Here is a 13,498-nt window from a genome sequence, read left to right as displayed (position 1 = left end):
CTGCCGTCCGCCCGGGCCGCACCGCGTCCCCTAACCGGTTGACCGGATGGTGGGATCCACCTGCCGGGCATGTGCAGCGCCCGCGTCGTCGCACCACGATCGCGGACCCTGCCGCGGTGAAGGCTGCTGACCGTGCACAGGTACCGCCGCGACCGGGCATCTATGCCATTGGGCGTATCCAACGGCGCACGGGCACATGGCTGGTGACCAGCCGTCGGCGAGGTGCCCGGTTCGGCGACAAACTGGCGGGTGCATGCGCAAGGGGATAAGCGGGCGTATCAGCAGCTCGTGCGCTCGATCTACACCTCCCGAGCCTGTCGCGGCCAGCTGCGCCGACGCCGGACCAAGCCCACGATCCCCGAACGCCGTGACCGGCAAGGACACCGCCGATACCAGGGCGGCTGGGGCGGCCGCCCGGCCGGATTCCCCGCCTCACTACACGTGCAGCCTCCTTTGACCGGGATCCATGCGAACCATGCGCGCTCCAGAGCCGTGCGATGCCGGTTTTCACGGTTGTCGTGGGGAGCCGTCGGCGGGAATGAGGGCCAGTAGGGCGGCACGCTGCGAGAGCCATCCCACGAGGTGCCCGCGTGTGCTGTCCAGGACCGGGAGCACGCCGTCGTCGCTTTCGGTGAACAATGCCAGGACCTCGCGCAGTTCTTGCCCGGGCTGTACGGCGGGAGGAAAGTTCCTCAGCTCCGCGAGGCGGCACGAGAGAGGCATGCCCGCCTCCAGTGCGTCGGTGGTCGCCATGGCGCCCACCACGCCTTGGTACTGCCCCGCGGCGTCCACGAGCGGCACACTGCTGCGCCGTGTGCGCCGTAGCCTGTCGACGCCCTCCCCCAAAGTGGCGTCGGGCGGAAGGCTGTCCGGCGGAGGCTCCATGGCCTCCCCCACTGTGATCGCAGGTGGGCCCGCCCGTTCCAGGTCGACCCCGCGCCGGCGCAGCTTCGCGGAGTAGACGGTGTCCCGGCTCAGCGCATGACTGATGCCCGTGGCGACCGCGACGGCAACCATCAGCGGCAGGATCAGCCCGTAATCGCCGCTCAGTTCGTACGTGATGATCACGGCGGTGATGGGTGCGCGCGCCGCGCCTGCGAAGACCGCCCCCATGCCGATCAACGCATACGAAGCAGCCGGCCCGGTCACCCCGGGAGCCCAGATTCCGAAGAGCTGTCCCCACGCGCTGCCGAGCATCGCGCCGACGAACAAGGACGGCGCGAAGACACCGCCCGAACCGCCGATGCCGATGGTCACACTGCTGGCCACGATCTTGCCGACAAGCAGCACGAGGAGGAACACGATGCCGTATCCACCGATCACCGCCTTCTCAAGCACCGGATAGCCAACGCCGTACATCTGCGGCAGCGCGAGAAGGATCAGGCCCAGAACGACCCCTCCCACGGCCGGGCGCAGCCACTCCGGGCCGCGCCAGACGGCATCGCAGGCATCCTCGATCCAGTAGAGGACCTTGGTGAAGACCACACCCACCACGCCGGCCGCCAGGCCCAGCAGCACGTACAGGGCGTAGGAGGCAAGGTGGTGCACTTGCATCGGGGGCATGTGCAGGAAGGGCCGGTCGCCCAGCACTGCGCGGCCGATCACGGACGCGGTCACCGAGGACAGGGCCACCATGCCGAAGGTGCGGGCGGTGAACTCGGCGAGGATGAGTTCCATGGCGAAGAAGACGCCTGCCAGCGGAGCGTTGAAGGTCGCCGCGATACCTCCGGCGGCCCCGCAGGCGACCAGAGTCCGTAGGCGCTCCTCACTCATTCGTACGACCACGCCTGCCGTGGAACCGAGGGCGGAGCCGATCTGCACGATCGGCCCTTCGCGGCCGACCGAGCCGCCACCGCCGATGCACACTGCCGAGGCGAGCGCCTTGACCACCGCGACCCTGGGCGGAATCCTGCCGCCCTGTCGGGCGACCGCATACATCACTTCCGGAACTCCGTGTCCGCGTGCCTCTCTCGCGTATCGGTACACCAGCGGGCCATAGACCAATCCGGCCACCACGGGGGCAAGCAGCACGAAGTACGGCCCCAGCCAGGGAACCAGGGGATTGGCCGCCCGGCCGGCGGACGAGTAGTCGGCATGCCCGGTCATGACGCGCGTGACGCCCTCGATCAGCCACCGAAACACGATCGCGCCGAAGCCGGCGCCGGCCCCCACGGCTACGGCGAGCACGGCCAGACCGGCCTGCGTCCGCTGCAACGCTGTGAGCACCCGGTGCGGCACAGAGGCCGTCCAGCGACGCAGACGGTGCACTGTGCCCGTGCCTGAAGGGTTCGAGTTCCCGGATGTCATCGTCTGCCAGTAATTTCGTCCCGATATAGATCGTTTGCTTTGAAATGTAACCTTATGTCGGATGATGTCGGCTTGTCCGGTGAATGGCGGGCCATCATGTCAATCCTGGCCAGGTGGATCATGACTGCGAAGCGTGCGGGCCAGGGCGTCGTGGTTCCGTGCCAGGGCATTGGCACATCGGCCGTCGACAGTTCCACCCCGGCTGCTCGGTGACGGCGGTTCAATACCCTCGATGGCGGCCGGCGTGTTCGGCACTCCTGCGCGAGCACAGGCGGCCTGCTCAACGACCCGCCGACGGCCTGCTCAGCCCGGTGGGCTCCCCCGGGTGATCCACTGATCGTCGGATACCGGCTCCCGGGGTGGCGGCACAGAGTAGGACTCAGCCAGTTCCGCCATTCGGGAGCCATCCGCTACACGGGCTCCCGAAGGAACGGCAGGTATGACCGGCGCCGAGGCCGTGCTCGCAGAGGACCGATCGTGTCCTGCCCGGCTGGGCGGAGTCTTCATGACCCGATGGCTGTCCGGCGAGGCAGCACCGCTGCAAGGTCTGCCCGCTTTCCGGCCGACGGTGGTATTCGGGCACCCGGCGACGGTCTCGGCCGTCAGCGATGGAAGAGACAGGAGGGTTGTCCGTGATTGCACAGACCACAGCACTCGTCACCGGTCCCCTGGCGGCTCGGGCCGAGCGGGCCGTCGAGGAGGTGGCCGCGCGACTGACGCGGCCAGAACGCGTCGAGTCAGTGACGCGCAGGGCCGAAACCCGTATCGAGGCGGCTTACGGGATTCCGGTGTGGCACCCGCTGAGTCTGGGGGCGGGGCTTCCTGGCCCGGCCCTCCTGTATGGCGAGCTGGCGCGCAGTGATCAGACGTATCGGCCGGTCGCCCACCGGCACATTTCGCGCGCCGTGCAGGCGCTGCCGAAGCCTGCTGGAACGGGCCTGTTCAACGGTCCTGCGGCGCTGCTCGCCGCGGCGCAGACCTGCGCCGGTTCCTTCGATGACTACAAGTCGTTGCGCGCCGCACTGGCGCAGTGGCTCGCCACGGTTCAGCTGCGACGCCTGAAGGCGGCGCGCCGACCCGACTCTCGTGCGGTCAAGGAGCCGGGCGAATACGACCTGATCACTGGATTGTCCGGAACGACCCGGCTGCTGCTGGACAGCGCCGCGGATGCGGCTGAAAACGCTGCTGACGTCAGGATGGCGATGACCGGGTCCTTGGAGTACCTGGTGGGACTGGCTCGCCCTATCGAGGTTCATGGCCGGCAAGTGCCGGGCTGGTGGCTGCCCGCCGAAAGTCTGCTCACCGAGCAGGAGCGCGGCCACTACCCGGACGGCTTCTTCGACACGGGTATGGCGCACGGTATCGCCGGCGTGATGGCGGTGCTGTGCTCCGCACTGGCGTATGGATACGAGGTGCCCGGTCAACTCTCCGCCATCAACTGCATGGCCGAGTGGCTCTCGCACTGGGCGAAGCCCAGGAGTCCCAAGGCGGGCTGGCCCGACCGCGTTGCCCTCCTGGAGCAGATCACCGACGAGCTTCGCCCCAGGAGCGCGGTCCAAACCGGGTGGTGCTACGGCACACCGGGCGTGGCGGCAGCGCTGTACCGGGCCGGTGCACTGCTGAACCGACCCCCATGGTGCGAGCAAGCGGTCGCGGTCCTGCGTGTTGATCTGGCACGCGCACAGACGCAATGGGGGTTGGACGGCCCGACGATCTGCCACGGGTACGCCGGATTCCTGCAGACGACAGCCCGTGTCGCATCTCATTCCGCAGATGCCGATCTCATCGAAGGCTGCCGGAGGATCACGGCGGCTGTGCTGGCGGAGGCCGACGCGGAAACCCCCTTCCTGTTCCCTCATGTCGTCCGTAGCAACTCCGTCGACATGCCGCCGGAGCGAGCCGACAGGGCAGGGTTGCTGGAAGGCGCCGCCGGAGTGGCCTGCGTACTGCTCGACGTCACCAGAGGGCCTCAGTCCGATCCCGTCGGCCGCTCCTGGGATCGCTGCTTCGGCCTCGCTTGAATTCGTCACCTCGGTTGCCGGTGGCCTGGGCGGGAGCATTGCCTGCGGTACGTCGATGACTCAGCCGGTCTGGAGAAGCTTGAGCACATCATTCACAACCAAGCAGCGGGTGCCGGCATCATCGGCCGGCCAAGCCGCCAGGGCAGTTCGATTCGAGGCATATCAGGAGAGCGCAGTGGCAGGCACCGCGAAAGACATGGTCTTCGCCGAGTACGGCAGGCGCATCCAACTCCTGCGGTACTGGTTCCGTCTGGCATTGGCGGCCATGCTCACCGTCACCGCCATCATGGACACGCCACGCGACCGCTGGCAGGCACTGCTGTGGGTCGTTGGAGCCTATACGGTCTGTACGCTCGGTGGACTGCTGTGGTGGTATGCCAACCCCCCGCAGAGGCTCTACGTACCGGCCGTGGCGGCATCCGGCATCATCGATGTCATCGCCGTCTTCCTCCTGCTCCAACTGTCCGACGGACCCAACCTCTTCCTGCCTTTTCTCTTCGTCCTTCCACTCTTCTGCGCCTTCAACATCCGCCTGGGTACGACGGCGATCACGCTGGCGTTCAACGCCGTTGCCTTCGTGGTCGCCCTGACAACGGATCCCGCTGCCGTCACGGAGCTGACATGGCTTCGCGTGTGGATCCTCGTCTGTGCCCATCTCATGGTCTGCGCTCTGGTCTTCCTGCTGTCGGCAGCGCACCGCAGCAGGACATTGCGGATCGGCGAGCTCATCGATGCCCGGGCGGATCTCCTGGCACAGGTGATCGGTGCAGAGGAGCACCAGCGGAAAATCATGGCCGAAGCGATCCACGACGGGCCGCTGCAGTCGATCCTCGCCTCGCGCCATGACCTGGAGGAGTTCGCCGATACCGGGGACAGGACCGCGCTGAGCCGGGCGGACGTCACGCTGACGGAGGTGGCTCAAGACCTGCGGCAGACCACCTACCAACTGCATCCGGCAGTGCTGGAGGCGGCCGGTCTCGCCGCCGCGATCAGATCACTGGCGCAGACGGCACAGACACGCGGCAAGATGACGGCCGAATGCGACCTGCCCGAGGTGCCGAACACCCACGACGTGCTGCTGTTCGGAGTCGCACGAGAACTGATCGGGAACGCCGTTCGGCACTCCGAAGCTTCCCACCTGCGCATCAAGCTGAGGCAGCTGGACGGCTCCATTTGCCTGACCGTGACGGATGACGGTAAGGGCTTCGACCCGACGATGCTGCCGGACCGCCTTGCGCGGGGCCATATCGGCCTGGCGTCACTGCGCGTACGGGTGGAGGCGGCGCACGGCAGGTTCGACTTCCTCCCCGTCGCCCGCGGTACATCGGTCAGGGTCTGCCTTCCTGGCCGTACCCCCGCCGTCCCTTCCGACACCCTCCGAGGGGAGTCGGACCTCACCCGCCTCGGCAACAGCGCACCGTTCGGCTGAACCGCTGTGTTCCAGATGTGGGCCGAGGCATGCTCCGACAGCCGGCGGTGACCATCACCCGCAGCGACGGCAGGTCACGGACACCGGGCCAGTCCGCTGCGACACCCTGATGAGGAGGTCGTCACCGCGCGGCCCGGGCCGCGCCTGTGTGTGGCAGGCCCCCGCCTCGGCCGTCATGCCGGCCGGGGCGGGCGTCGCGGACGACGCGATGCGTAGGACTCTTCGACAGCTGCGCCTGCCCGACATCGCGGTCCGCGTCTCGGCACCACGCCCCCGGCCTGTCATGGCCTGGCACATGAAGGCGGCCGACGTCCCTGGACGACGAGTGCGGGCAACCCCGTTCAGGAGGATCATTGGGCACGGGGACCACCGCCCTCCCCTTCGCAGAGGGGATGTCTCAGTCGAAGCTGCAGCTCATGAACAAGCGGACGGTCGAACACGAGAACCTACGTCGTGACACCGCTCTCGCCGCCACCGTGCGTGAGGTGATCGAAAAGCTGAGGGCGAACACCGGACTCGCCTACCTGCTTGCGGATGACAACCGGACCCTTCGAGCCGTGATCATCGGCGGTGCACCTCCGGCCATCTTCACCATGCCGGAGCAAGTGGACGTGGACGACCCTTATGCGTCGGCCACCGCATTCCGTACCGGAGAATTGGCGAAGGCCGGATTTCCCGCCCCCAACGTCTCCGGTCTACGACTGGCCAGCCACGTCCCCTTCCCCTATTCGGTGGTCTCCGTCCCGATATGCACGGAAAGAAGCAGCTTCGGTGTCCTTACCTTCATTTGGATACCTCCCAGCCCCTCCTTCTTGCAACAGCAGGAGGTCACCTACCTGCTCCACAAAGCAAGGGACCTCGGAAATACCTTGCAAGGCATGGCCGACCAGAACACCTCCATGCGCTGCAGCACCAAGCCATCCTTGCTTCCCATATATCATCGCAAACCGCTCGCACCGGGGCCCGCGAGTTTCAATTGGGGCTTGCCTGACCTTGCCGGCTCGACAGAGGTCAGCTTCATGTACCAGGTGCATAAATTGGCTGCCGAGCTGGGCGAAGCGGCGAGCGTAGGTGATGTCATAACAGCTGCCCAGTCGCGCATCGCAGCTCCTTTCGGCGCCACGGCGATTCTCGTCAGCATGCTCAAAGAAGGCAGATTGTGGGTGGTGGGGCACAGCGGATACTCGACGGTGGCGCTGAGACGATTGCATGGATCAGCGGCGGACTCCCACCACCCTGATGCCGACGCGCTGCATAAGCGAACACCTCTGTTCTTTGAGGACCGCAGTACTCTCGTCCAGGCATACCCGACTGCAGTCGAAGACGATCTGGAAGCAAGCGCATGCTTGCCGATCGTGCTGAGTGGGCGCCCGGTGGGCGTCTGCGTCCTCGGCTTCGACCGGCCACGGAAGTTCAGCCCGGAAGAGCGAGCCGTCTCCATGATGATGATGCACCTTCTGGGCCCGGCTCTTGAGCGGGCAAGTCTCGATGAGAGTGCGCGCTCACTCGCCGAGAGTCTGCAGAAGAAGTTGCTCCCTCGCATTCTTGCCGAGGTTCCAGGAATGGCGACCACAGCCCGGTACGTGCCGGCACCGTCGACGGCAGGTATGGGCGGCGACTGGTACGACATGATCCCGTTGGACGGCGGTCGTATCGCACTGGTGGTCGGCGACGTGGAAGGACATAACATCGAAAGCTCCGTCGTCATGGGCCAGTTGAGGAGTGCGGTTCGCGCGTACGCCACGGAAGGGCACCCACCCAGCACTGTCCTGGCAAGGGCGAACCACCTCCTGACCGAGCTGGACACCGACCTCCTGGCCACATGCTGTTTCATCAGCTTCGACATGGGCAGCGGGGTCGGTGAAGCGGCCCTGGCTGGTCACCCTGCACCACTGATACGCACCCCTGACGGCTCCGTCAGTGCACTTGAAGTGCCGGCGAATCTCCCCCTGGGAACAGAAGCGAATGCCACATACGTGGGGAGAGAAGTGGCACTGATGCCTGGAACACTGCTCATGCTCTATACCGACGGACTCGTCCAGTCCCGTGCTCGGGATTCCACCCTCACCGCACGCTCCTCACTCGCCTCCGCGGCCGGATCTTCTGAGGCATCTCTGGAGAGGCTTGCCGACCGGCTGGTCGATGAGGCGGCCCTGCACGAGACGCATGGTGACGATGTGGCTTTGCTTCTGGCCCGCTACGAAGGACCGGCTCTCGGACCTCGCCGCCATATCTCTCGTATCAGCTTCCAGCGTCACGACCTGCACGCGGTGAAGGCCGCCCGGCAATTCGTACGGGACAGCCTGCACACCTGGGGACTGGACGCGATGGTGGACAGCCTCGAATTGATGACATCCGAAATAGTGACCAATGCTCTGATCCACGCGGACAGTGATGTCGATCTGAGGCTGCGGGAGTACCCCGATCATCTGCGCCTGGAGGTCCGCGACGCGGATCCGACGCCGCCCGTGCCGGCGTCGATCATGGTCTCGGAGGAAGAGAACGAGTACGCGGAGCACGGAAGGGGTCTGATCATCGTCGAGAGCCTGACCTCCGACTGGGGCAACTCCCCCAGCGGACGCGGTAAAACCGTGTGGATAGACGTGGAGACGTCCCCCGACAGCAGCGCCTGCCGATCTCCCCGCTGACCTCGCGCATCTACTGTCAACAGCGTGACGACAACCACAAAGTCTGCCCTGGCCGGGCCGTCCGCCTGATCACCTTTGCCACGTCCGGTGACTTTGGCAGGACCTTTTGAAACGATCAGTCAGTCGGCGGGCCAGCGCTGCTCGGGCACCCGAGCAAAGGGTCCGGAGGCGTCAACTGCGCCGAGGAACCGAGCCCGCTTCCCCGCAAGCCGCGGGCTGGTGGTGGCATAGACGACCCTGCGCGTCCTCATGCACATCACCGTGTAGAACCGGCCGATTCGCCGCACCAGGTAAGCGTGGCCCATCGCAACAACCTCCGCTCCTCTTCACCGCAACGTATCGGGAGAGTAAGGGAGTCCGTCAAAAACGGATATTCCGGTTGCAACCGTTGCACCACGTGGAGTTGCAGTTTGCGCAACCCTGGTTGGCCACGCCCACCGCGGTTTCTACGCTGCCCGTGACAAAGCGCTCCGGGGCGTCATGTGAGAGCTGCCGGGGATGGATCAGGGCTGAGCAGGACGTAGCTGGAGCGGAATATGGTGAGTCTGGCGGATGTGCTCGGCTTTGATGTCGTAGCACGAAGCGCGCCCGAGGTCGTCGCTGGGAAAGAGTCCCTTTCCGTGCCCGTCCGGTGGGTGCACCCCAGCGAGACGGTCTCGGCAAGCCAGATGCCGCAGGCCCAGCAATTGCTCCTCACCATCGGCGACAATTTTCCAGATGCCGACGAGGAAATCGACCCGCTGTTTGCCTCCTTGGCTGCATCCGGCGTGTCGGGACTGGTGATTTTGCTGGGGCGGCGCTACGAGGAATCTTTGCCGGAGGAAATCGTCCGGGCGGCCGAGCGCAACCGGGTTCCGTTGGTGACACTGCAGCCACCCGCGCACCTGAATCAGATCGCCGAAGCCGTCAATCTGGCCATCGCTGACAGCCGACTCGCTGTCCAGAAAGCAACGGAGGAAGTGCACCACGTCTTCACGGAGCTTGCGCTCGAGGGTGCCAGCCCCTGGGAGGTCGTGCACCAGATCGCTCTGTTGTCCGGCCGTCCGGTGGTTCTCGAGAACCTGGCACACCAGGTGCTCGCCTACGACTCCGCCAACGAGGACCCTGCCGACCTCCTGACCGGATGGGAGGACCAGTCCCGCCAGATACCCACGAACGTTTCGGCGAGCCCCGCGGGTCAGGAGGAGTGGCTGACCGCCACCGTGGGTGCGCGGGGCAAGGACTGGGGCCGCCTGCTGCTATTGCCCGCGCGTCGCCGAGGAGGCACGACGACGACCGAGGTCCAATCGGAGCTGCCCTTTCTGATCTTGAGGCGGGGGGCGGAGACCCTGGCTCTGAACCAGCTGATCGGGGCGAGTGAGGAGTATGCCGAACGCCAGGCGCATGCGGCCTTGCTCAGAGCCGTCCTGGCACACTCGCTCACGGCGAAGGAAGCGGCGCTGCGTTCGCGGGCCATGGGACTTCCCCTCGAGAACTGTCAGCTCATCGGCATCGCCGTCCGCCAGCACGGAAGCCACCGGCCGTCGCGTTCGGAGGTGCGTTGCTTGGAGGACATCGTCGTAACAGCGCTGCAACGTCAACGCGTTCGTGCCCTCATGGCGGCACTCGACAACGGCGTCGTCGCCATCCTCATGGCGGTCGGTTCCCAGGAAGACGCCGCAAAGGTCATCGATTCCCTCTCCCGCGCTCTTCGGGCCCTGACCAGGGAGTGCTTCGTTCCCGCCAGCGGGGGCAGCCCGAAGGACCCCAGCATCATCATCACCGTCGGCAGGCCGGTGCCTTCCATCCATGACGCCCGACGCACGCTGACATCGGCGATGCAGGCTCTCGGGGTGGTGTTGCGCAGTGATCAGCCAATCGACAACCGCCCCTACATCAGGGCGCAGGACATGCGGCTCCCGGGTCTGCTGCGGCTCCTGCACGACGACTGCCGCATGCAGAGTTTCGTCGAGAACGAGCTCGGCCCGCTCCTTGAGTACGATGCCCGGCACGGTACCCGTCTGACATCAGTACTCGCCTGCTATCTCGAGGCCGGACGCAACAAGACGGCTGCGGCCGAGGCTGCCAAGATGTCGCGACCGTCCCTGTACGAGAGGTTGGAGCGCATCCAGCGCATCCTCGCCCTCGATCTCGACGACCCACGCTCATGCCTCTCACTGCACGTGGCAACGCAGGCTCTTCAAGTCATGCGGCAGCACAGCGCGTTGTAGCGCGGCGAACGCAACTCATAGATCGGGTATGCCCGGGCCCGAGCCAGGGTCTTCCAGGCACGCGCGGAGCACCTCAGCCGTCGGCCTTCTTGGGGTCGGTGAGCCAGCGGGTGGCCTCGACGACGGCCGAGCGGTGCAGGGCCAGACGTTCCGACGACCAGGATCGGTCGGGTTCCTCCGTGCCGGCGCCTTCGTCGGCCCAGAACCATGCCTGGGCCCTCCGATCGGCGCACGGCCGTATGACGGCACCGTGCTCGACGCTTTTCACAGCCTGCCCGAACGTACCCGAATCGGCTCAACGACCCATCGGTGACGAAGGACGACATGGTCGACGCGGCCGTGGCCTGCGCTCCTGCGTGGTGGGCGCCCGGCTATCTGCCGCACACGTCCTGACCTGTCTCACACGGAGTGCGTCAGCCGGTACCGTGCCCGGCTCCGTCGCCGTTCACGGCGACTTGGGTCATCCAAGATCGTCTTGCCCGGCGGCGAAAAATTGTGTTCACCGTGTTGCGTCAACTGGGCCACCAGGAACAGGCCGACATCGATCTCGTCTGTGCGGTTCTCGACGGCCGAGCCCGTCGGAGAACAGGGCAAGGATGCTGCCCTCGGGCATGTGGATGGAGGCGGCTTCGAACGGCAGGCCGCCCAGACCCAGGGGGGACCAACGGGAAAGTCCACCAGTCGGGCCTTCCCGTCGGAGGTGACCTGCACCGGAGGGATGTGGCCTGCCCGGGCCGCGACGCGGTGCCGCAAGGCCGGATCATAGGTTGCGTACAGGCAGGTCACGCCCAGCGCCGGGTCTTCATCCGCGTAGCCCGCTGACTCCGGGGTGCCGGCGCGGCGACCGTCGTGCGCAGCCCCAAGCCCCATGGTGGCGGGCGCCCGCATACCGTGTCCCGCGACGTCTCCGACGACCAGTCCCACGCGATGTTCCCGACAGCGGGATCAGGTCGAACCAATCCCCTCCGACGCCGACCGGCCCGATTGCGGGCAGGTACCTGCGTCCGACCTTGATGCCGGGAAGATGGGGTAGGGCTCGAAGAAGCAGGGCACGCTGCAACATCAACGCGGTCGCGTGCTCCAGCGCGTACCGACGGGCGTTGTCCACGCGGTTTCCAGGCAGCCGCGCCTTTGTCGCATGTCGCCCTGCTGTCGTATTGCCCTGTTGTCCAGCAGGCGGTTGCAGCAACCCGGCCCGAGCTGCCATAGAGGCGGCCGAGTTCCCGGGCGAGGCCGGCGCGGCCCGGAGTGGGTGGCCGTCAGCGCCGCCCACAGGGCACGGCGGTGGTCAATTCGGTCAGCGCGGTGTCGAGGAGGCGACGGAGGATGAGGGCGTCCGGGGCGAGGGCCGTGACCAGGACGGCGGGTCCCGCGAGAGGGGTGAGGACGGCCGTGTCGGCGAGCCGGCGGGGCTCGGCGGAGTGCTCGTCGAACTCCGGGTCGACGACCAGGAGTTGCCCGACAGCCCGGTGGCCGGCGAGCCCGGTCGGGCCGTCCCAGCCAGGCGGGGCCGCGGGGCCATAGGCCAGTTCCTGGTCGAGCAGCAGGCGGCCGGCGCGGTGGACGGTGAGGCGATTGGCCAGGCTGCCGGTCTCCTCCCCGTGACGGCCCAGGACCTGCTCCTCGCGCAGCACGAGCCGTGCGGTGGCGGCGAGTTCGACGCGGGTGTGCATCCGCAGCTCGCTGCCGCGTGCACTGATCAGCTGCTTCGGCAGCCAGCGGAGCTCGGCGTCGTCGCCGACGGTCAGCGTGACGTCGTACCTGGCAGGGCCGGGCCGGCACCCGGGCAGGGCGACGGTCGCGGCGGCGGAGTCGACGTGCAGACGAGCACCGTCGCAAGCCTCCGCCTCGACGACGAGACGGTCGCCGTTGAGCGGTGCGCTCATGACGCCGACGCGAGTCACACGGGTGTACGGGCCGGCAGCGCGGGTGCGGCGCAGCGCCAGCGCCCCGGAGCTGTCCAGGACTGGCAGGCGGTCGTTGCGCGCGGCGACGATGCGAGCCGTGGCGGTGAGGCTCATGGGGCTTGATCGGCCCGGCCGGCCTATGCGGCCAGTCGCACTGGCTCGCTCGACGGATGTCATCGCGCGAGCGACCTTGGCCTGGGGACGAACGGTACCGATGTCTGTCATGACACTTCCCTTCCGTTCGGATGCCGGCCGCTCCGACATCACTGGCTCAAGAGAAGCAGTTCACGCAGCGGCATCCATCAACCGACCGAAGGGTGCTATGGATGGCTGTCGGCCACCCACCTGGGGGACCTCAAAACGGGCGACGCCGATGAGCTGGCGAGCGGTGGAGGACCCGCAGCGGGTTGATCACGCCGTCACGCTACGAGGCGGAGGCCGAGGTCGAACGCGTGTACATGCGGTGGATTCGTCGCGACTGGAACAGCCATATGGCCCACTCAACCGCGACCGAAGCCGGCCCAGCACAGGGACACAGCCGATGACTGGAGTCTTCCCGTCATGTTGGACGACTCGTTGCTTACGCCCCGAGGGCTATCCTTGGTCGTATAGCTGCCGGGTCTCCAGCGGGGTGAGGAGCCCCAGACCGGATGCTTCCGCGGGCGCCTCCGGTTGGAGAAGGTCTCGATGAAGGCGAAGGCTGCCGCTCGGGCGCTCGCCGGTTTGCGAAGCCAGATCACCGTATGGCGCGGCCATCGTCACGAGCCTCCGGCTGGGGAACAGCCGAGGCCAGCGTGGGAGCTGGGCGGAGCGCTGGGTAGTGGATGAGGCACATTGCGTCGGCGCCACGGCCTGGGCACGCTCTCGATGACGGTCGGCGACCGGACCCCGCACGGTCCGGAGCGAGGACTGTGAGGTGGGACGCCGTGCAACTGACCCCGCACGAGCAAGAGAGGCTGCTGATCCATGTGGCCGC

At 66.8% G+C, this 13,498-nt stretch carries 8 protein-coding genes; 4 read left to right on the top strand and 4 right to left on the bottom strand.

Annotated elements, in window-relative coordinates; genetic code table 11:
* Positions 1-507: 507 nt before the first annotated feature.
* On the bottom strand, positions 508-2,307 hold the full coding sequence (locus ACFVXA_RS29375; RefSeq protein WP_383747239.1) for a chloride channel protein: 1,800 nt from the start codon (positions 2,305-2,307) through the stop codon (positions 508-510).
* Positions 2,308-2,939: 632 nt separating this feature from the next.
* Here ACFVXA_RS29375 and ACFVXA_RS29370 point away from each other — a divergent pair.
* The 4 genes from ACFVXA_RS29370 (at position 2,940) to ACFVXA_RS29355 (ending at position 10,615) form a co-directional block, all read left to right on the top strand.
* Positions 2,940-4,328, top strand: a complete 1,389-nt coding sequence (locus ACFVXA_RS29370) for a lanthionine synthetase C family protein (protein WP_383911300.1) — start codon at positions 2,940-2,942, stop codon at positions 4,326-4,328.
* 55 nt (positions 4,329-4,383) lie between these two features.
* Positions 4,384-5,757, top strand: a complete 1,374-nt coding sequence (locus tag ACFVXA_RS29365; protein WP_390027548.1) for an ATP-binding protein — start codon at positions 4,384-4,386, stop codon at positions 5,755-5,757.
* A gap of 416 nt (positions 5,758-6,173) precedes the next feature.
* The gene (locus ACFVXA_RS29360) at positions 6,174-8,405 is read left to right on the top strand and encodes a SpoIIE family protein phosphatase (protein ID WP_362031803.1); all 2,232 of its coding nucleotides are present in this window, start codon (positions 6,174-6,176) and stop codon (positions 8,403-8,405) included.
* Between the two features lie 536 nt (positions 8,406-8,941).
* Entirely contained in the window at positions 8,942-10,615 is a 1,674-nt protein-coding gene (locus ACFVXA_RS29355) for a PucR family transcriptional regulator (protein WP_390027544.1), read from the top strand.
* A 73-nt stretch (positions 10,616-10,688) separates the two neighbouring features.
* Here the strand turns inward: ACFVXA_RS29355 and ACFVXA_RS29350 are convergent, their stop codons facing one another.
* The 3 genes from ACFVXA_RS29350 to ACFVXA_RS29340 form a co-directional block, all read right to left on the bottom strand.
* Positions 10,689-10,883: a hypothetical protein gene (locus ACFVXA_RS29350; RefSeq protein WP_390027541.1), complete on the bottom strand. Its 195-nt coding sequence runs from the start codon at positions 10,881-10,883 to the stop codon at positions 10,689-10,691.
* Between the two features lie 131 nt (positions 10,884-11,014).
* On the bottom strand, positions 11,015-11,485 hold the full coding sequence (locus tag ACFVXA_RS29345) for a SpoIIE family protein phosphatase (protein ID WP_390027674.1): 471 nt from the start codon (positions 11,483-11,485) through the stop codon (positions 11,015-11,017).
* 389 nt (positions 11,486-11,874) lie between these two features.
* Positions 11,875-12,636, bottom strand: a complete 762-nt coding sequence (locus ACFVXA_RS29340; protein WP_383747232.1) for an urease accessory protein UreD — start codon at positions 12,634-12,636, stop codon at positions 11,875-11,877.
* Between the last annotated feature and the right edge of the window lie 862 nt (positions 12,637-13,498).

Origin of the sequence: Streptomyces sp. NPDC058246 (genome assembly GCF_042881985.1) — a bacterium.
GTDB lineage: Bacteria > Actinomycetota > Actinomycetes > Streptomycetales > Streptomycetaceae > Streptomyces.
Note: the sequence above shows the minus strand (reverse complement) of the source record. Positions and strands in the feature narration are given on the sequence as shown.